At 54.1% G+C, this 19,326-nt stretch carries 22 protein-coding genes; 13 read left to right on the forward strand and 9 right to left on the reverse strand.

Features of this window, described 5'->3' with window-relative positions:
* Positions 1 to 6 precede the first annotated feature (6 nt).
* On the forward strand, positions 7 to 894 hold the full coding sequence (locus BM485_06105; protein OKY75904.1) for an EF-P lysine aminoacylase GenX: 888 nt from the start codon (positions 7 to 9) through the stop codon (positions 892 to 894).
* A 112-nt stretch (positions 895 to 1,006) separates the two neighbouring features.
* Positions 1,007 to 1,258 (forward strand): hypothetical protein, encoded by a 252-nt coding sequence (locus tag BM485_06110; protein ID OKY75905.1) that lies wholly within the window; start codon positions 1,007 to 1,009, stop codon positions 1,256 to 1,258.
* 71 nt (positions 1,259 to 1,329) lie between these two features.
* Here the strand turns inward: BM485_06110 and BM485_06115 are convergent, their stop codons facing one another.
* A complete protein-coding gene (locus tag BM485_06115) occupies positions 1,330 to 1,542 on the reverse strand; it encodes a hypothetical protein (GenBank protein OKY75906.1) in 213 nt (70 codons plus the stop codon).
* An 18-nt stretch (positions 1,543 to 1,560) separates the two neighbouring features.
* On the opposite strand from BM485_06115, the gene BM485_06120 reads away from it, so the two are divergent.
* Both BM485_06120 and BM485_06125 read left to right on the forward strand, forming a co-directional pair.
* Positions 1,561 to 2,376, forward strand: coding sequence for a ZIP family metal transporter (locus BM485_06120; protein ID OKY76004.1), 816 nt, complete (start codon positions 1,561 to 1,563; stop codon positions 2,374 to 2,376).
* A gap of 198 nt (positions 2,377 to 2,574) precedes the next feature.
* Positions 2,575 to 2,850, forward strand: a complete 276-nt coding sequence (locus BM485_06125; GenBank protein ID OKY75907.1) for a hypothetical protein — start codon at positions 2,575 to 2,577, stop codon at positions 2,848 to 2,850.
* Positions 2,851 to 2,906: 56 nt separating this feature from the next.
* Here BM485_06125 and BM485_06130 read toward each other — a convergent pair whose 3' ends face one another.
* Positions 2,907 to 3,242, reverse strand: coding sequence for a hypothetical protein (locus BM485_06130; protein OKY75908.1), 336 nt, complete (start codon positions 3,240 to 3,242; stop codon positions 2,907 to 2,909).
* Positions 3,243 to 3,315: 73 nt separating this feature from the next.
* Positions 3,316 to 5,097, reverse strand: coding sequence for a pyruvate kinase (locus BM485_06135; protein OKY75909.1), 1,782 nt, complete (start codon positions 5,095 to 5,097; stop codon positions 3,316 to 3,318).
* Between the two features lie 299 nt (positions 5,098 to 5,396).
* Between BM485_06135 and BM485_06140 the strand changes: the two genes are divergently transcribed.
* Genes BM485_06140 through BM485_06170 form a run of 7 tightly spaced genes read left to right on the forward strand, consistent with a single transcriptional unit; the run spans position 5,397 to position 11,770 of the window.
* Positions 5,397 to 6,524 carry a hypothetical protein gene (locus BM485_06140; protein ID OKY75910.1) on the forward strand — a complete coding sequence of 376 codons (1,128 nt, stop codon included), beginning with the start codon at positions 5,397 to 5,399 and terminating at the stop codon, positions 6,522 to 6,524.
* Complete coding sequence (locus tag BM485_06145) at positions 6,521 to 7,483, forward strand: hypothetical protein (GenBank protein OKY75911.1); 963 nt, start codon at positions 6,521 to 6,523, stop codon at positions 7,481 to 7,483. The genes BM485_06140 and BM485_06145 overlap by 4 nt, the downstream gene beginning before the upstream one ends.
* A gap of 56 nt (positions 7,484 to 7,539) precedes the next feature.
* Positions 7,540 to 8,046: an IS630 family transposase gene (locus BM485_06150; protein ID OKY75912.1), complete on the forward strand. Its 507-nt coding sequence runs from the start codon at positions 7,540 to 7,542 to the stop codon at positions 8,044 to 8,046.
* 5 nt (positions 8,047 to 8,051) lie between these two features.
* Entirely contained in the window at positions 8,052 to 8,672 is a 621-nt protein-coding gene (locus tag BM485_06155) for an IS630 family transposase (GenBank protein OKY75913.1), read from the forward strand.
* Between the two features lie 34 nt (positions 8,673 to 8,706).
* A complete protein-coding gene (locus BM485_06160) occupies positions 8,707 to 10,272 on the forward strand; it encodes a hypothetical protein (protein OKY75914.1) in 1,566 nt (521 codons plus the stop codon).
* Positions 10,273 to 11,217, forward strand: coding sequence for a hypothetical protein (locus BM485_06165; GenBank protein OKY75915.1), 945 nt, complete (start codon positions 10,273 to 10,275; stop codon positions 11,215 to 11,217).
* Positions 11,210 to 11,770 carry a hypothetical protein gene (locus BM485_06170; GenBank protein OKY75916.1) on the forward strand — a complete coding sequence of 187 codons (561 nt, stop codon included), beginning with the start codon at positions 11,210 to 11,212 and terminating at the stop codon, positions 11,768 to 11,770. The genes BM485_06165 and BM485_06170 overlap by 8 nt, the downstream gene beginning before the upstream one ends.
* Here BM485_06170 and BM485_06175 read toward each other — a convergent pair.
* The gene (locus BM485_06175; GenBank protein OKY75917.1) at positions 11,757 to 12,254 is read right to left on the reverse strand and encodes a rubrerythrin; all 498 of its coding nucleotides are present in this window, start codon (positions 12,252 to 12,254) and stop codon (positions 11,757 to 11,759) included. The genes BM485_06170 and BM485_06175 overlap by 14 nt on opposite strands.
* Before the next feature lie 194 nt (positions 12,255 to 12,448).
* Here BM485_06175 and BM485_06180 point away from each other — a divergent pair, with 194 nt between their 5' ends.
* A complete protein-coding gene (locus BM485_06180) occupies positions 12,449 to 13,618 on the forward strand; it encodes a hypothetical protein (protein ID OKY75918.1) in 1,170 nt (389 codons plus the stop codon).
* A 48-nt stretch (positions 13,619 to 13,666) separates the two neighbouring features.
* A complete protein-coding gene (locus BM485_06185) occupies positions 13,667 to 14,299 on the forward strand; it encodes an antibiotic resistance protein MarC (protein OKY75919.1) in 633 nt (210 codons plus the stop codon).
* A gap of 117 nt (positions 14,300 to 14,416) precedes the next feature.
* On the opposite strand, the gene BM485_06190 is transcribed toward BM485_06185, so the two are convergent.
* The 5 genes from BM485_06190 to BM485_06210 all read right to left on the reverse strand — a co-directional run bounded on the left by BM485_06190 (position 14,417) and on the right by BM485_06210 (position 19,262).
* Complete coding sequence (locus BM485_06190) at positions 14,417 to 15,184, reverse strand: hypothetical protein (protein ID OKY75920.1); 768 nt, start codon at positions 15,182 to 15,184, stop codon at positions 14,417 to 14,419.
* Positions 15,174 to 16,511 carry a methylenetetrahydrofolate--tRNA-(uracil(54)-C(5))-methyltransferase (FADH(2)-oxidizing) TrmFO gene (locus BM485_06195; protein ID OKY75921.1) on the reverse strand — a complete coding sequence of 446 codons (1,338 nt, stop codon included), beginning with the start codon at positions 16,509 to 16,511 and terminating at the stop codon, positions 15,174 to 15,176. Before BM485_06195 ends, BM485_06190 begins: the two co-directional genes overlap by 11 nt.
* Entirely contained in the window at positions 16,511 to 17,158 is a 648-nt protein-coding gene (locus BM485_06200) for an adenylate kinase (protein ID OKY75922.1), read from the reverse strand. Before BM485_06200 ends, BM485_06195 begins: the two co-directional genes overlap by 1 nt.
* Positions 17,159 to 17,525: 367 nt before the next feature.
* Positions 17,526 to 18,008: a hypothetical protein gene (locus tag BM485_06205; protein OKY75923.1), complete on the reverse strand. Its 483-nt coding sequence runs from the start codon at positions 18,006 to 18,008 to the stop codon at positions 17,526 to 17,528.
* 105 nt (positions 18,009 to 18,113) lie between these two features.
* Positions 18,114 to 19,262: a hypothetical protein gene (locus BM485_06210; protein OKY75924.1), complete on the reverse strand. Its 1,149-nt coding sequence runs from the start codon at positions 19,260 to 19,262 to the stop codon at positions 18,114 to 18,116.
* Between the last annotated feature and the right edge of the window lie 64 nt (positions 19,263 to 19,326).

Below are 19,326 nucleotides of genomic sequence, written 5' to 3' on the forward strand. Positions count from 1 at the left end.
CCGGCGGTGCGCTATCTCGCTGCAAGGGCCGCAATCCTGCGGGCCGTCCGTGCTTTTTTTGTCGAACAGGGGTATCTCGAAGTGGAGACCCCTGTTCGACTTCCCGCAATTATTCCTGAACGTTACATCGAACCTGAAGAGTCATCCGGCTGGTTTCTCCAGACGTCGCCCGAACTCTGCATGAAGCGGCTGCTTGCCGCCGGCCACGGAAAGATTTTCCAGATCTGTAAATGTTTTCGCCGCAGCGAACGCGGCAGCCTGCATCTGCCGGAATTCACCATGCTCGAATGGTACCGCGCAGGCGGTGATTACCGTGATCTGATGGCCGAATGCGCCGCCATGCTTTGTTTTGTTGCCGCTCATCTTGATTTCCCCCTGCCGCCGTCGACTCGTTTGCTCGTCAACGAAAGGGATTGGGAGCATCTGACCGTTGCCCGGGCTTTTGCTCTCCATGCGCCCGTTTCCCTGGAGGAAGCCCTGCGCCGCGATATTTTCGACGAGATTCTGGTCCAGTACATCGAACCTCATCTCGGCAGGGAAAAACCGACCTTTCTCCATGATTATCCGGCCCAACTGGGGGCCCTTGCCTGCCTGAAAAAAGACGACCCATCTCTGGCTGAACGTTTTGAATTGTATATTCATGGTATTGAACTGGCCAACGGCTTTTCCGAGTTGACCGACGCCGTCGAACAGCAGCAGCGCTTTGTCAAGGAGCAAGCTCTTATTGTTCTGCAAGGGCGTCATCCGGGACCGATGCCGGAGAAGTTTCTTGCCGATCTGCCGGCGATTGAATCGGCAGCGGGCATCGCCTTGGGCGTTGACCGCCTGGTCATGCTGCTGTGCGGTGCGACAAGCATTGATGAAGTTGTTTGTTTTTCGCCGGAAACCCTTTAGCGGTGCTGATTGTCCACCCCGTCCCTTCCCCTTGTCTTTTTGCTAATAGTAATTATATTGTAATCAAGCGTTGGTAAGTGAATCATTAAAAATGATGAGCAGGAGGTGGCTTATGCATAGCAATAAGGAATTGTGTGAAAAAATCAGAGAGGTTTTCCCGGAAATCGGGGCGTGCGGCATTGATCTGAATGTCGAATATGATTCTGAAAACAGGGCGTGGCTGGTTGATTTGAAAAAGGAGGATCATCACCTGAAGACGTTTCTGGAAATCCCCGATGCGGAAAAATGCATGGAGGGAAAGCAGTGCATCTCCCTTGGTCTGCAGATTGCCCAGTTACGAAATAATCTTGGTCTTATCCATTAGTTGCCTGGTGTTGCAATAATGTTGTGCAGAGGCAAACGCGTCGTCGTTTGCCTCTTGTTTTTTTGGTTCGGTCACGCCCGGTTTTCCGGCAAGGAAAAAGATGCAGCGGGAAAAAAGTTGACTCGTTTCATGATAACCTGGTTTATTTGCGCTATAATTCCCGGAGAATAAAACAGGCCGTTGGGGAAAAAGATCCGTTTGCCTGGCCGGAACGGCAAAAGACGGCGTGGCGGAAAAAGAAGAAAGAGCCGTCTTGTTGCGGAACGACTCCTGGGTAAATCCATTTGCAGGATGTGAAAATCATGATTGAGTTTGTGCAGCAGTTTCATCCCGTCATGCAGGCGCTGCTGGCGACGCTTTTCACCTGGCTGATGACCGGGGCGGGGGCGGCCCTTGTTTTTGTTGCCAAAAGGGTCAACGCCAAAATGCTGGATTCCATGCTTGGTTTTGCCGCCGGGGTTATGATCGCCGCAAGTTTCTGGTCCCTGCTGGCACCCGGCATCGAAATGGCGGAGAATCTGGGCAACATTGCCTGGCTGACCGCAGCTGTCGGGTTTCTCGGCGGCGGCATTTTCATGCGGCTTATCGACAAGTTCCTCCCCCATCTCCATCCCGGCCTTGCCATGTCGGAAAGTGAAGGCATCAAAACCTCCTGGCAGCGCAGCACCCTGCTGGTGCTGGCCATCACCCTGCACAATATCCCCGAGGGCATGGCAGTGGGCGTTGCATTCGGGGCCGCGGCCGCGGGGCTTCCCTCCGCCACCATCGGCGCGGCCATTGCCCTTGCCATCGGTATCGGCCTGCAGAATTTCCCAGAGGGCGCGGCGGTTTCACTTCCTTTGCGACGGGAGGGGATGGGCCGCTGGAAGAGCTTTCTCATGGGGCAGTATTCCGGCATGGTGGAGCCGGTGGCCGGTGTGCTGGGCGCCTATTTTGTCCTGCAGATGCAGTCCATCCTGCCCTATGCCCTTTGTTTTGCCGCCGGTGCCATGATTTTTGTCGTGGTGGAAGAACTGATCCCCGAATCACAAAGCAATCACAAGAATATTGATATCGTCACCATGGCCACCCTGACCGGCTTCACGGTCATGATGGTGCTTGATGTGGCGCTGGGGTAACCGGCGTTTGTTTGAAAATATCGGAGCCGTTGCCGCCAAATTCGCGAGTTGTCGGGCGGAACGGATTGCGGTAGCGTGAAAATACCCCTCAGCGGCTTTGCGGCAGGGAAAGCCGCGACTGGTCGCGCACGGTTGAGCTCCGGGAAATCGTGCGCGACCAGAGGCGAGAGGCGCGAACCCTTTGCCAAAGGATGATACATGAGAGATCAATATGATAAAAAAGAAGGGTATTGCCGCATGCTGGGGCATGTTCTTCCCTTCCATTATTGCCGAACCATGAATGAAGGACTGCCATGCGGCAAAATCCTTGACTGCTGGTTCGCGAGATTGCCCATCAGGGAATTTGTCGACACGCATTATTCCGATGAAGAGCGGGAGCGTATTTTTCAACCGCCGAAAGCAAAAATGGTGTCTCTCGTCGAGATAATAGAAAATGCGCGAAAACAAGCGGCAAAAGGCGAGCCGGAGAAGTAGCACGACTGCACGGGCTGGTTCTTGGCGCGGAAATTTCCCTGCCGGTTTTTTGTTTGTCAGGGCTGCCCGGTTCTTGCCGTTTCGTCGGCGCTGCCTTTTTTAATGGCGTCCAGTGTTTCTTCCATATTCATCCATTCCTCGACGGAGGAGGCGAAGCCGGGCACATCCCTGAAGGCCTGCAGCCGTTGCAGCAAAAATTTCTTTTCTTCAAAAGAGATCCGTGCTTCGGAGAATTTGAACAAGGAGAAATAAAGAAAATTTCCTTTCTCGTCAAAACGAAAAAAAGGTCCATGTCGTTTGACTGTTGCGGGAAGTTTCGGCAACCGGGAAAAAATCTTTGCCGCCTCCTTGAGGCTGCTTGGGGGAAATGATGCCTTTGCGATCAGAATCATGGTGCTTCTCTTTTTAGCCTGTTAAAAAAAAGACAAAAAGCAGTGATGGACCTGCTTGCATTGCATCGTCTTCCTATTCCACCTGGATAAGCTGGAAGGCCCCGGTCTGGGGGATGCCGCCCTGGGTCTGCCGCGCCCCTTCCACTACCGCCAGCACGTCGCCCTTTGCCAGAAATCCCTTTTGCATTGCTTCCTCCTGGGCCCGCATGACGGTTTGGTCCCGGCTGAGGTTTTCCCTGATAATGATCGGCGAGATGTTTTTGTAGATGCAGGAGTGACGCGCCACATGGACCGAATTCGTCACCAGCAGGGTGGGCTTTGAACGGTTCCATTTGGACAAATGGCGGTAGATTTCTCCTTTCAGGTCAAGCACCATGATAACCGAAGCGTCCCCGAGGCTTGCCGCCGCCACCAGGGCGGGATTGAATCCCTTGTGAGCGCGCAGCAGTTCACACTGTTCCTCGACAGGTTCCGTATACCGCTCCTCTTCGTTGACGATCGACGCCATGGTGCGCACCACGTTTACCGGATCGACGCCAACGGCTGTTTCCCCGGACAGCATCACCGCATCGGTCCCATCCCGCACGGCGACACTGACATCGGTCACTTCCGCCCGGGTGGGACGGTGATTCATGGTCATGCTGTCAAGCATCTGGGTTGCGGTGATCACCGGGATATTGGCCTGCCAGCAGCGTTTGATGATCTCTCGCTGGATTCTGGGAACCCGTGAGGCGGGCAGCTCGACGCCGAGGTCTCCCCTGGCAATCATGATGGCATCGCTGACCGCGATAATCTCCCCGATGTTTTCCACCGCTTCGGGCTTTTCGATCTTGGCAACCACTCGGATCTGTCGTTTGCCCCGGCTGATCAGCTCTTTTACTTCGAGGATCTCCCGGGCGGAACGGACAAAGGAAAGGGCGACAAAATCAACGGAGTGTTCCATGCCCCAGGAAAGATCCCGTTTGTCTTTTTCCGTGACGCTGGGCAAAGACAGGGGGGTGGCGGGCAGGTTGATTCCTTTGCTTGATTTCAGCATACCGCCGACAACCACCCGGCAGACAACCTCGCTTTTTCCTTCCTTTTCAACCGCAAGCTCGATGAGTCCGTCATCGAGCAATATCGGATCACCGGTTCGAAGATCATCAAGAATCTCCGGAACAATGGTGGAAAACCGCTGCGCAGTTCCTTGGACGGCTTCTGCCTGGATAATCACCGTTGATCCGCTTGCCAGTTTGACAGCGCCGTTTTCCATGGGACCGGTCCTTATTTTCGGGCCGCACAGATCCATGAGAACGGCAATGGGGCGCGACCATTCTTCTTCCGCGGCGCGCACCGCAAGCAACCGTCGTTCATGCTCCTCATGGGTGCCGTGGGAGAAGTTGAGGCGGGCAATGTCCATGCCGGCCAGTACCATTCTGCCCAGTGTGTCGGGCGACTCGGACGCCGGACCCAGGGTGCAGACGATGCGGGCCAGCTTGCGCACCTTTTCATTTGAGTGAATTTTCACCCTGTCGAGAAGCTCTTCGAGTTTGGCGGGCTTAACCGGCTTGGGGAGAAAGCCGATTACATTGGCAAAATTGCTCAGCCTTCCCCGTACCATCTTTTCTTCAAGGCTGGAAGAAATGACAATGATCGGACATTGGGGGGCGATAACCAGCATTGCCTCCATGAATTTGAAGCCGTCCCATTTCGGCATGACGACATCGGAAATAACCAGATCGTAATGGCGGAACGTTGCCTTGTGAAATCCCTGCTGGCCGTTTTCAACCGCCTCCACCGTGTGTCCCATCGTGGCGAGTTGGGCCGTCAGCAAGGTGCTGATGACCGGAGAGTCTTCCAGAAGTAATATGTGCATGACCTTATGACCTTATGACCTGTTCGGCATCCGTTAAAAAAAACGTGTTTCCCTACCTGGGATCATACAGGATAAAAGACGTCATGTGAAATGTAAAGAAGGGGCGCACCGACGAATCATCGCAACCGGTGCGGACCCCATTTATTTTTTGACAGGAAACAAGGGGATAAGTACAATCAAGTGCGGAATCAACGTTTTTATCACCCCTATCCCGTATTTTGCGAAAAGGGCTGTTGCGACGAGGGCGCGGCAACCTCTTCCCCTGCGGAACGAAAAGCACTCCTCATCCGGAGCTGGTAATGAAATTAACTCCTGTTGTTTCATGGTGTTGGATCTGTTTGCTGACCGTGCTCACGCTCTCCGCCTGCGGCGTTGAGGAAAAGGCGGTGCCGGTTCTGCGCATCGGTCACAGTCCCCAGGATCATCACGCCCCACTTTATATAGCTGCCGTGAATGGCGATTATTTCAGGGAGCATGGCGGCATCTGGCTGAAAGAAAAGGTCCATCGCCGGGAGTATGAGCTTTTTGACCAGGGCAGGCTGCTGGCAAAAATGGTGATTGATGCAAGTACCGGCGGCGAGGAGATGATTCGGCGGCTTGTCGAGGAACAGTATGATATGACCCTGGGCGGGGTGCCGGCCATGCTGCATTTTATTGATCAGGGAAGTCCCATCAGAATCGTGGCGCCGATCATGGCCGATGGGGCGGGACTCGTGCTTCGTCCGGATATGGAGGTGAGCGACTGGGATGAGTTCGTTGCTTTTGTTCGGAGCAGTGAGGCGCCGGTCAAAATAGGTTACAAAATTGCCGTATCGGTGCAGAGTCTGATCTTGGAGCAGGCCCTGCGGGAAGCGGGACTCGCCTTTACCCATGATGCGGGGGATACCGCGGCCGGGGTGTTGCTGGTGAATCTCTATGGGGAAGAAAATCTGCTGCCCGCCCTGAAAAACGGTCTGGTGGACGGCATTGTTGCCAATCAGCCGTTTCTTGCCCTGGCCGAGGAGCAGGGAATCGGCAAAGTGGCTGCCATGCAGGGTGATCTGCCGCCCATCGGCAAATGGCGGGGCATTCCCTGCTGCGCCCTGGCGGCGGCCGACAGTTATGCCGGCGAGCATCCGCGGGTAGTGGAGGCCATGATTACCCTCATGCTGCGCGCCACTCGGTTTATCAACGATTTTCCGGACAAAAGCGCCGTGCAGATCGCCCGCTGGATTGAAATCGACCCGGGGGTCGAAAAAAAATCCCTGTCCACCATCAGCTATCTCACCGAGTACAATGAGGAATGGGAACAGGGGATCAAATACTGGGTTGAGGCGATGATTGCCGGCGGTATCCTGAACGCGCGGGTGAAGGACGCGTACGACCAGGATCATCTTTCCGGCCTGATTTATGGACCTCTTTCCGAAAAGGCGGGCGACAAGAAGTGAAATTGCGCATAACCATATCCAAAAAAATATTTTTGCTTTTTGCCTCTTTTACGCTGCTGACCGTTGTACTGGCGGCCACGGTTTTCACCGGACTCAATGGTCTGCGCCGGACAGGCCGCGAGATGCGGTTGGTGCAGGATTTTAAACTGCAGATCACCGAACTTTCGTCATTTCAGATCGGCAAGAAAGAGGAGCTCAAATCTCCCGACCGCGCCCGTTTTGAGACGGAATTCTCCAGGGCAGGCGAACTGCTGGAGCAGATGCAAGGCCGGGAAAAGGATGCAAGCCCTTTGTCGAAGAAACAAATCAGTCGCGTCCGGGAACATCTGACTTATTATCGCCGGGCCTTTGAGGAGCTTTTTGAAAAATACAAACAGGACCTCATTCTGCAAGGGAAACAAGAAGAGCTTATCGAAACGTTTTACGGGAGGGTAAACGGGCTGCCCGTTGAGCAGGGGTTTGCATTGTATAAAATAATTCACTCCTTGCCGGTTGTCTTTGAAAACGTCAGCCGACAGCCGGACGGCGTGAATATCGGAGCCTTGAAAACGGCGCGGCGGGATGTGGCCGGGATTACCACAGATCCGGAGATAATGAAGATGTATGACTCCCTGGTCGCCAACATCGAAGCTTTATATCTTAATGTTCTCGGTATCAGGGACAGGGAGGATTTTCTCAGCGATACGGCACGACAATTTTTTGATTTCGCCTCAAAAAGTGTTGCCGATCTCGCGCGTGAAAACGGAAAAAAACAGGAAAAATTGAGACGGAGCATTATCGGGATATGCCTTGCCGCGATTGTGCTTACTTTGATTTTCTGGTGGGAAGTCAGCCGTTATTTCCAGGCCTTTCTGAAACGGCAGAAGTCCGCCATCGAGGCCATTGAAAAGGCGGATTACGACTATGATCTCGGCCCGGATATCCCCCATGACGAGCTAGTACCATGTAACCTTAATTAGTTCGCATTTATTGTCCGTGGTGATATACTGATGGCATCCAACATAAGGAGGCCATCATGTCACCGAGATACAGAGTTACTTTGACCAAAGAGGAACGCAGCGAGCTTGAGGCATTGACGAAAAGGGGGAGAATCGAGGCCAGGCGATTCAGACACGCCCGTGCTTTGCTTCTATGTGACGCCGGTCCAGAAGGTTTGGCATGGAAAGTCGCTGATGTAGCTGATGCCCTGGGGGTAACCAGCCGCTCAATTGAACACCTGAAGAAGCGCTTTGTCGAAGAAGGACTCGAGGCTGCTTTGGAGCGCAAGCCAAGCGAGAAGCCGCCAAGAGAGGTTATCTTTGACGGGGCATTTGAGGCACGATTGATTGCGTTGGCGTGTTCCGAAGCACCGGAAGGACGCCAGCGATGGACAGTCAGGCTACTTGCGGAAAAAGCAGTTGAATTGGGTTTTGCTGATAAGGTTTCGCACATGACAGTGCAGCGGGCATTAAAAAAAATGAACTTCAACCTCACCGCAAGAAATACTGGAAAATCCCGCCGAAAGGTAACGCAGCCTTTGTAGCGGCGATGGAAGATGTTTTGGAAGTGTACCATTTCCCATATGATCCTGAGTATCCAGTGGTTTGTATGGACGAATCTTCCAAACAGCTGATTGGTGAAGTTCGAGAGCCAATACCAGGAAAACCAGGCCAAACGCGGTGCATCGACGATGAATACGTCAGAAATGGCGTGGCAGAAATATTTATGGAAGTTGAACCGCTGACCGGTCGGCGCCATGTAGCGGTCACGGAACGGCGAACCCGTAAAGATTGGGCGGCACAGATCAAGCAAATGCTGGATGAGCGTTATCCTCATGCTTGCAAGGTTCGTCTGGTTATGGACAATTTGAACACGCATAATATCGCCTCACTCTATGAAGCCTTCGAACCCCAAGAGGCGAGGCGGTTGGCGGAAAGACTCGAAATTCATTACACACCCAAGCACGGAAGCTGGCTCAACATGGCGGAAATCGAACTCAGTGTTCTCAAGGGACAGTGTCTTGATCGCCGGATACCAGAAATGGCGGTCATGCAGGCCCATGTTGCTGCCTGGGAAAAAGCGAGAAACAATAGCGCGAAGAAAATTGTTTGGCAGTTCAAAACATCGGATGCTCGTATAAAGCTCCAACATCTGTATCCGAAAATATAAAAGTTACTTAGTACTAGGCGATCTGGCCAGGTTCATGAAGGGACTGGCCGCAACCATGAAAAACAACATGGAGAAGCTCAAAAATTCGGAAAAAGAGGTGCGTATCGCCAAGGAAGAGTGGGAAAGGACCTTTGACGCCATCGGCGACATCGTCACCCTCCAGGACACTGATATGCGCATTACCCGGGCCAATAAGGCGACTTTCGAAATTTTCGGCCTCCGGCCGGAAGCGGCAATCGGCAAAAAATGTCATGAACTTTTCCGCGGCATCAATGATTGCTGCCCCGGCTGTCCGGTTCCCGAGACATTGGCGGGGTTCACGTCCTATACCGCCGAAATTGTCCATGACGCCCTCGGTAAAACCTTTCTCGTTTCCGCCTCGCCGGTTGTCAATGCGTCCGGAGAACTGCAGCGTATTGTGCATTTCGCCAAGGACATAACGGAGTTCAAGAAGCTGGAAATGCAGTTCCTGCAGGCGCAGAAGATGGAGGCCATCGGCCGGCTTTCCAGCGGGGTCGCCCATGATTTCAACAATATTTTGAGCTCCATCCTGGGCTACAGCGAACTGGCCCTGCTGCGCAAGGCCGATGATCCCGGCTGGCGGGATGATGTGGAGGTGATCAGGCGCTCCGGAGAAAAGGCCGCCGCCCTAATCCGTCAGCTTCTTGCCTTCAGCCGAAGAAAGCAGCTTGATATCCGCAGCGTCAATATCAGTGAAACCGTTATTTCCCTTTATAAAATGCTGCTGCGCATGATCGGCGAGGATGTCGTTCTTGATCTGCAGCCTGCCGACGAGGTAAGTATTATCAAGGCTGATCCCGGTCAGATTGAGCAGGTGATCATGAATCTCGCCGTCAATGCCAGGGATGCCATGCCCTCGGGCGGACGAATGACGATCCGCACCGGGAATGTCATGGTGGACAAGCAGTATGCCAGATCCCAGGTGGATATGGCACCCGGCCCTTATGTCATGCTGGCGGTATCCGACAATGGCCATGGCATGGATCGCGAGGTCCGGGAGCACATCTTTGAGCCCTTTTTTACCACCAAGCAGTCCGGCAAGGGAACCGGTCTCGGCCTGGCAACGGTTTACAGTATCGTCAAGCAGCACAAGGGGTTTATCGACGTGTACAGCGAACCGGACAAGGGAACAACCTTCAAGCTCTATTTCCCGGCCACGGGGGAAACCGCTGTTCAACTGGAGCATGAAAAGGATGGCGAAAGTCCCAGATACGGCAATGAGACCATCCTGGTGGTGGACGACGAATCGATTATCAGGCAGATTGTCGTGGACAGCCTGGAGCCTTTCGGCTACACCCTGCTCGGCGCCGCCTGCGGCGAGGAGGCTTTGCGAGTGGCGGACAGTTATCCCGGGCATATTGATCTGCTGCTCACCGACATCATCATGCCCGGAATGGATGGCAGTAGTCTTGCCGCCAAGCTTTTGGAAAAACGACCGGATATCAAGCTGTTGTTCATGTCAGGCTACCTTGACGTCAAGGCCGACAGCAGCGGCCTGGTCGACAGTGAACGAAATTTTCTGTCCAAGCCGGTCATGCCCTCCACCCTGATGCGAAAGCTGCGTGAAACGCTGCGTTAGGTGGGCATCATGATTGCAAATTGCGCCGCATCCATGCCCTGCCGTCTTTTTTATCTTCGTCTGCTGTTCCTGTTCCTGGTTTTCCGGCCGGTCAGTGTCGAGGCGAAAACGCCGTTTTCCTTTTATGCGGATCACCGTGCGCCGGCCTGGACGGTTGTGGTTTGCCTGGCCGGTCTGACACTGGTTGTTGTCGCGCTTTTCCGGAACATCAACCGGCGTAAAAAAGTCGAAAGAGAGCTTGTCCTTGCCCGGGAAACGCTTGAAGTGAAAGTGCGGGAACAGGCCGAGGAAATTAACCGCCGGCTTGATGCCAGCAGGAAGGAAATTGAGGCGCTGCTGGATAATTCGCCGGTGGCAATCATCTATACCGACACGCGCCGAGTTATCAGGCGGGTAAATCCCGAGCTGGCACGTTTAAGCGGTTACCTGCCTGAAGAAATGATAGGCCGGTCATCGCGGAATATCTTTACCTGTCAGGAACAATTTGATGCCTTCGGCGAGCTGGCCTACCCCATTATCATGGAAGGCGGAATGTATGAAACGGAACAGCTGTTCTGCCGGAAAGACGGCACGAAAATGCTGTGCCGGGTCAAGGGGCGTTCCGTGGTCAAGGATGACGTCACCCGGGGGGTTATCTGGATCATAGAAGACATCACCAGAAGCAGGGAGGAGGAGCGCGAAAAGCTTCTTCTCACGCAACAGCTGGAACAGATGCAACGCTATAAAAGTTTAAACGTCATGGCAGGCGCGGTTGCCCATCACTTTAATAACATCATGATGGCGGTTCCAGGCCAATTTGGAGCTCACCGAGCGGCAGTTGCCGGTTTCCTCCAAGGAAAGAAAAATGGTGGGTCAGGCCCTGAAAGCGGCTCAGCGGGCCGGCAGTATTTCTTCGTCCATGCTGACTTACGTGGGGCGTCATCAGCCGGACAAGCGAATGGGTGACCTTTCTCTGCTGGCAAGGGAGACTGCGGCAACGCTGGACATCAACTCCGGCACCCGTATCGCCATGCGGCTGCAGCTTGACGATGATCCGGCAATCTGCGCCTTTGATCCAGGGCAGATGCGACAGGTGCTGCTTAATCTGCTGGTCAATGCGGAAGAGGCGATCGGCGCATCACCCGGACTCATAACAATTGCTACCGGGCGTTCCCGGGAGGAAATGGTTGGTCTGCCGACACCCTTTCGCGAGAGGAATCTCGGCCGAGGACAATATGTTTACTGTGAGATCTCCGACAGCGGCTGCGGCATGAAGCAGGAAACCATCACCCGGATATTTGATCCGTTTTTCAGCACAAAACTGACCGGTCGGGGCTTGGGCCTTGCCGTGGTGGTGGGTATTGTCAAGGCCCACGACGGCGCCTTGACGGTAAAGAGTATGCCGGGGCAGGGAACAACCATCCGGATTCTCCTGCCTGATCCTGAAAAAGACAAGGAAGCGAAAGAGGATGGCGAGGGCATCGCAGCCCTCGCTTCCGCGCCTCTTACTCGCTTTTGAAAAATGCGTTGGCATTTGCCCCGCAGACCGGGCATTTCTCCGGCGCCTCTTTTTCGTGGGTATGACCGCATACCTTGCAGATGTAGTAGTCGTATGCCTCACCTGCGGCCTGCAGATTTTCCAAGGCCTTGCGGTACAAGGCGGCATGCTCTTTTTCCACTTCATTGGCATACTGAAAGGAGCGGAGTGCGGCTTTATTGCCCTCTTCCTCGGCCTCTTTGATCATTGCCGGGTACATGTTTTTGAATTCATGAGTTTCTCCGTCAATCGCCGTTTGCAGATTTTCCTCGGTGGAGCCGATGCCTTTCATCGCCCGGAGATGGGCATGGGCATGAATCGTTTCGGCCGCGGCTGCGGCCCGAAAAAGTTTTGCCGCCTGGCTGTGCCCTTCCTTGTCTGCTTTTTCGGCAAAGGCCAGATATTTTCTGTTGGCCTGGGATTCGCCGGCAAAAGCTTCCTGAAGGTTTTTTTTGGTTTTGCTCATGGTTTTTCTCCTTTGTCTTCTTCTGCGTAAAGAGTGGCTGGTTCATTGCCGATAATTATCATAACGATAGCGAATTATTGCCGAACCTTCCAGCAATTTTGACATATTGTCTTTGCTTCTGTATACAATAAATGGAGGAACGTTTCTCCTGGCGGGTTTGGTAGCGAAGGCAACAAAAAAAACAGCGAGACCCCATGAACGACAATCAGCCCCAGAGTGAGGGAATAGATTTTCTCCTTGTCGGAGTGAATCAGGAAACCCTTGACCGTGACGTCGCCGTTTTGCAGCAGGCGGGACATACCGATATTTGCACCGTTCATTCCGGTGTGGAGGCGAGAAATGTGCTCAAGCGCGGGCAAGTCCATTTTGTCATCACCGAAATGAACTTGCCCGCCATGAACGGCCTGGAGCTTCTGCGGCTTATCCGCCGCACTCCCGGTTTGTCCGATCTGCCCGTGCTGATGACCTCGGACAGCCGCAATAAGGAGGTGGTGCTTTATGCGGTTGACGAAATGGTTGACGGTTATCTGGCCACTCCCTATACGGGCGATGATCTGCTGAAGGCCATTCACGGCATCGTGGCGCGCAGAAAGAATGCGTCTCTGCATCAACAGATGGTCCGAAAGGCGCGGAGGTTGGTGCTGGCGAAAAATTATGACAAGGCAATCACCATTTCCAAGGAGGTGCTGGCCCGGGATATGAACAACAGTGACGCGCTTTTTGTGCTCAGCGAGGCCTATTTTCACCTGCAGCAGCCCGATCGTTCCCGGCAGTTTCTGGAGATGTATCTCGGAAAACAACCATCAAGCAGCAAGGGAACACATCTCCTCAGCAAGGTCTGCCGGCTTGACGGGTCGCATGGTGATGCCTTCACCCTGCTTCTCAAGGCCCATAAGGAGAATCCTCTCAATATCGATCTTGCCATTGATTTGGGTAAATTTTATCTGGATATGGAGATGGAGGAGAATGCCCAGCAGATCTTCAACCAAATATTGGCTTCCGAACCGACAGACCTCAATTTGATCAAGATCGGCAAGGCCTTCCTGAAAAAAAACAGGGTGACGGATGCCGCCCTGTATCTGCAAAAAACGGTCGATCCCTTGCCGGAAACAGCCTTTGTCTTCGCGCAATTTGCCGAAATGCTGCAGAAAAAAGGCAATCTTGCGGAAAGCGCCGTTCAGTATGAAAAATGTCTGCAACTGGTACCTGACCATCCCGAATACCTGTTCCGGCTGGGCGAGCTGTACCTGGTCTTGGGGGAATTGGACAAGGCAAGGTTGCTTTGTCTGGAATGGCTGAAAAGACAGCCGGAAGCGGAAGAGGCGAAAAAGCTGTTTGCCCTTGCCTTTCACGGGCAGCAATAGGTTGCCGGCTTTGCGGAATCAGCAGCCTCACGCATCGGTCCGGGAAATATGATCGAAACCGCGGTTGTTGCGCTGGCGACATTTTTTGCGACAATCGGCCCTATTGATGTTGCCGCCATGTTTGCCGTCCTGACAGGGAATGTCGCGCAGTATGAAAGGCAGGCCATGGCCCTCCGGGGCACCTTGATTGCCTCCGTCATTCTCGTTGTTTTTGCCCTGCTGGGGGACGAGCTGCTGGCCGGTTTCGGCATTTCCCTGGCAGCGCTGCGAACATCCGGCGGCATCCTGCTGCTGCTGATCGGCATTGAAATGGTTTTTGCCCGTTCGTCCGGGGCCACCACGGCAACAACCGAGGAAACCCACGAGGCGGAGGGTAAAAATGATATTTCCGTCTTTCCCCTTGCCACCCCGCTGATTGCCGGGCCCGGCGCCATCGGCGCCTCGATTCTGCTGATGGCCAATGTCCGGGGTGACATTATCCTCCAGGGAATCGTCCTGCTTTCCCTGCTGACGATTCTGCTGGTCACCTATCTTTCCCTTCTCGGCGCAACAAAGCTCATGCGGCTGCTTGGCGTCACCGGCATGCGAGTGGTCAGCCGGGTTTTCGGCGTTCTCCTCTGCGCCCTGGCGGTGCAGTTCATCTTTGACGGCATCCGGCAGAGCGGACTGCTTTCAGGTTAACGCCACGTTTCTTGCCCAGGTTGCATTCTTCCCGTCGGCCGTAAAGGATCGACGCCGCAAAAACGGTCAGGGTGGCGACGTGCATGCCGCCGAAGGAGGGGAGGATTATGGCGATGCTTACCCCTTTTCAGCCAATGCTGACAGTTTTTTCTGGATCATCTGCAGGTCATGCCATGTCCCCTTTTTCAGTTCCGGGTTCTTCAGCAGCAGTGAAGGATGAAAGATCGGCATCAGGAGGATGCCGTTTACCATATGGAATTTTCCGCGCAGGGTGAGGAGCGGGGCGCTGGTCTTGAGGATCGCCTGGCCGGCAAGGTCCCCCAGGGTGCAGATGAGCCTCGGTTTGATCAATTCAATCTGGCGCCACAGCAGGGGCAGGCAGGCGGAGGCCTGTTCGCTGGTTGCCTGTCGTTCACCTGGTGTGCATTTGATAATGTTGGTCAAAAAGACGTCGTTGAGGCTGAGATTGATTGCCCCCAGCATTTTGATCAGCAGTTCCCTGGCGTCGCCGCTGATCGCCTGATGACTGTCTGTTTCGTCATGAGTCCGGGGTCCGTTGACAATGCAGAGAGGGGGCGCGGTTTCCCTGCCTTCACCGAAAAACACCGGCCCGCCTGCCGCGGCAGGCGGGCATTGATGACAGCCGGCTAATTCCCGTTTCAGCTCTTCGACGGTGACTGTGGGTGGCGATGATTGCGGGACAACGACTGTTTGCTGTTTCCGGCGTTTTGGCTTTGCTTGAGAGGGGAAGGTGATCGGCGGGTCTGGGGTGAGAAAGCCTTTTATTCCCTCGGAGAGAGGATAATCAAGGCCGCAGTGGCGGTGAAAGTTGAGCAGTCTGCGGGTATCCCGCAGCAGTTTTTCCAGGCCTGGTTCATCCTTCATGGAGATTTTCCCGCCAGCTTTGCAGGCTTTGCAGGGCGCGTTCCGCCCGCAGTCGGCCTCGCATTTTTTTTGCAACCTTGCGTTTTCCCTCCGTGGGCAGCTCGGGGAAGAGGCCGAAGTTGATGTTGGATGGCTGGAAATGGCGTGAATCTGTTTCCGTGAGGTGATGGATCAGGGCGCCCAGGGCCGTGTCGGCCGGGGGCTGAAGCGGTTCTTTGCCGCTCAGGAGCCGAGCTGCATTGATGCCGGCCAGCAGACCCATGGCAGTTGATTCCACATAGCCTTCAACCCCGGTTATCTGTCCGGCCAGCAGGATGTCGTGCCGTTTTTTCAGCTGCAGGGAAGGCGCAAGCACCTCGGGGGCGCAGACAAAGGTGTTGCGATGGATACTGCCCAGTCGTTCAAATTCGGCGTTTTCCATGCCGGGAATCAAGCGGAAGACCCTTTTCTGCTCCGGGTAGGTGAGTTTGGTTTGAAAGCCGACCATGTTGTAATGGGAGGCCTCGAGATTCTCTTTTCTCAGCTGCACCACCGCGTACGGATCACGGCCGGTACGCGGATCAGGCAGACCCACCGGCTTCATGGGGCCGAAACGCAGGGTGTCATCGCCCCGTTCGAGCATCACCTCAATGGGGAGACATCCTTCAAAATATTTTTTTTCCTCAAAGGGTTTCAGTTCAACCTTGTCCGCCTCGGCCAGGGCGGCAATAAATGTTCGGTACTGGTCCTTGTCAAAGGGACAGTTGAGATAGTCGCCCGGACCCTCATCGTAGCGTGATGCCTGATAAATGACGGTTCGGTCAAGGGAGTCGGCAACGACGATCGGGGCAATGGCATCATAAAAAGAAAGATGGTTGCCGGTAATTTCTTGCAGAGAGCGGGCCAGGGAGTCCGAAGTGAGGGGGCCGGTGGCAAGGATGGTCAGATTGCCGGTGGTGGAGGCGGGCGGCAATTCGGTGATTTCCTCGCGGCAAACGGCAATTGCCGGTTGCGAAGCCAATTTTTCGGTAATAAAGGACGCAAAGCGGGCGCGATCAACGGCCAGGGCTCTGCCGGCCGGCACCCTGGTCTCGGCGGCAGCTGCCATGACCAGGGAGTCGAAGCCGCGCATTTCCTCTTTCAGCAAACCCACCGCGGAAAAAGGATCATTGGAGCGGAAGGAGTTGCTGCAGACAAGTTCTGCAAGATCCGGAGAGGAGTGGGCCGGACTGAAGCGCTGGGGCTTCATGTCGTAGAGCATGACCCTGCAGCCGCGTTTTGCCGCCTGCCAGGCTGCTTCGCAACCGGCCAGTCCTCCCCCGATAATGGTCAAAACCTGGTCAGACATCAGATGCCCAGCACTTTCTTGATGCCGTCCACCACCACATCGCTGGAGGTGCCGGTAATGGTTGTGAGCAGGCCTTCTTTTTCATAAAAACCTGCCAGGGGCGCGGTTTTTTCGTTGTAGGTGTCAAGGCGGTGGGCAATGGCTTCCTGGGTTTCGTCAGCCCGCTGAATGACCGCGGCGCCGCATTTGTCGCAGATCCCTTCTTTCTTGGGAGGATTGCTTTTGACGTTGTAGATGGCCTGGCATGCGGCATTTTCACAGGTGCGACGGGTGCAGAGGCGATCAAAGATGACGTTGCGGGGCACGTCAATGGCAACCACCTTGTCCAGTTTGATGGAGAGTTTGTTGAGCAGTCCTTTCAATGCCTCGGCCTGGGGAATGGTGCGGGGGAAGCCGTCAAGCAGAAAGCCTTTCCGGCAGTCGGGCTCCTGCAGTCTTTTTTCCATGATGCCCATGATCAGGGAGTCGGGCACGAGATCGCCGCGTTTCATGTAGCCTTCCGCCTCCTTGCCGAGTTCGGTGCCCGCCTGGACCGCACCGCGCAGAATGTCGCCGGTGGAGATCTGGACGGAGCCGTCGATTTTGGTCAGCATTTTTGCCACAGTGCCTTTACCGGCGCCTGGCGCGCCGAGCAGGATAAGTTTCATGGATTTTCCTCCTATGTTTGTGAATGGTTATTTTAAATAGCTGGAAAGCCGATGTCGAAAAACTACATATTATACACGATTTTCATTGATAAGACAGTTAAAAGAGTCTTGGGAGAAAAACGGGAAAATAAAAAAATGGATCTGTTGCGGCGGGCATAAAAAAACCGGCGCTGGGGGACGCCGGTTTTTTCAACAACAAAGGAGAGAAAAAGAAGAAGAGTGAAAAAGGTATCTATTTAATGTGTCTTTTAGTTGCCTTTTATTAGTAAGATTCTCTTGGAGTAAAAATGTTCCGGAAAAAATGAGTCAACAGATGAATAAAAAAAGCCGGCAGGCGGCGAGGCGCACAAAAGCCCGCACAGCTGACTTATTTCCCGCCGCGAACGCAGCGAACAAAGTAATTGTTTGTCTTGAAGTTGGAGCTGACGTTACCATTGCTGAAATTGACGCTCCACGAATTTTCGGCCATGGAGGCGCTGGTGGACGAGGAGCGATACAAGGTCGAGTCGGTGCCGGGGAAGGCCACGCTGTCGATGGCTGGATCATAACGGCTGTCATCGGTGATGGACTGCAGCTCCCTGATGTTCGGCAGGCGCCAGTCTTCGTAACCGGCCAGGGCCAGGGTTTCGCAGTAGTCGATGGCGGCGTCCCAGTTGCGCAGTACCTCGTCATCCTCCTGTTGCCACATCAGGCGGGTCAGGTTGTCGGTAACAGTGCCGTTGCCGTTGACTGTAAAGTTTGCAGCCCGGCAGGGAGAGGTAAGCAGCAACAGGCAGGAAAATGCAAGTATTGCGGAAATACCCCATGTGCCGGTAGCGGAAATTCCACATTTTTTTATCATATTTTGCATAAGATGTCTTCCTCTTGTTTTTTTCACGATACGTTCCGTTTTTCTGCCGGGACAATATCCACCCCTGATGCCGGGTTGCCGGGAGGCGCGAGGTGGGAAAACAGCTTACAGGTCATCGCGAACACACCGGACATAATAGCTGTTTGACTTCAGGTTGTTGTAAATGTATCCATTGCCGAAGTAAACGCTCATTGCCGAGTCGGGATTCTCTGCATTGGATGAAGATGTCCAGTAGTTGGACGGCTTCGTGCCCGGGAAAGTTGTACTGTCGATGGCCGGAGCCTGTCGGCCATAATCAATGATACTTATCAGTTCTTTGCGGGTTGGCAGGCGCCAGTCCGTGTAGCCCCCGGTTGCCAGTTCCTTGCAGACACCGGATAAATCCGGGTTATGATTTTCGTCAAGGACACCGGCCGCTTCGTACCAGTTGTGTAATGCGTCATCATCGTTCTGCTGCCACATGAGGCCGGTGTTGTTGTCCGTAACGGTGCCATCGCTGTTGTCGGTGTAGGAAAGGGGATTGATGGAGTAACTGCCGTCATCGCCGAACTTGCTGGAATAGGATTTTTTCTGGCCGGAGTCAGGCAGTCGATAGATAAAAGGCTCTTTGATAAGGCAGCCGTTCTTGCCTTTGCGCCAGGTGCTGTCTTTGAGTCCGGCCTTGACCGCTCGCAGCCGGTAATAATAGGTCGTATCTTTTTGCCGATTTGTAATTTTCTTTTGTCGGGCGGTGCCTGAATAGACAATGGTCGCGTTGGTAAATTTGTTGTTCGTTGCTTCTTCCAGGATGTAGGTAACGCGCGCGGTGCGGGATGGCACCCACTTTACGTAGTAGGTCCCGTCCGCATCGGTAGCGGGGATGGTGACGTTGCCGGGAGCAGCCGCCTTTGCCGAACCCGGCACGGCACAGCCGTAATTGCCGGTAACCCAGCGGCTGGGAGTGAAGCCGGACTTTGCAGCCCGCACCCGATAATAATAGGTCCTGTTTTTTTTGTTGCCGGTAATTTTTTTCCGTAAAGCGGTTCCTGAGTAAATGATGCGTTTGTTTGCGCTGAAGGTTGGGTTTGTTGCCTCCTCAAGGATGTATTTGGAGCCGGCACGGGGGGATGATGTCCATTTTATAATGTAGGATCCGTCGGCATCGGCAACAGGAATGGTAAGGGCGCCGGGAGGAGGGACAGACGCCGCGGCGCATATTCCGGGAAATACTACGAGCAGCATGATAAAAAAAATAATGCCGGAATTTATTCTCATACTTGGTTTTCCTCCAATTTTTCCTGCGGCGATCCCGGTGGTTGGTCTTTTGTCAAAGAAACCG

This window comes from Desulfobulbaceae bacterium DB1 (genome assembly GCA_001914235.1).
In the GTDB taxonomy this organism is placed as follows: domain Bacteria; phylum Desulfobacterota; class Desulfobulbia; order Desulfobulbales; family SURF-16; genus DB1.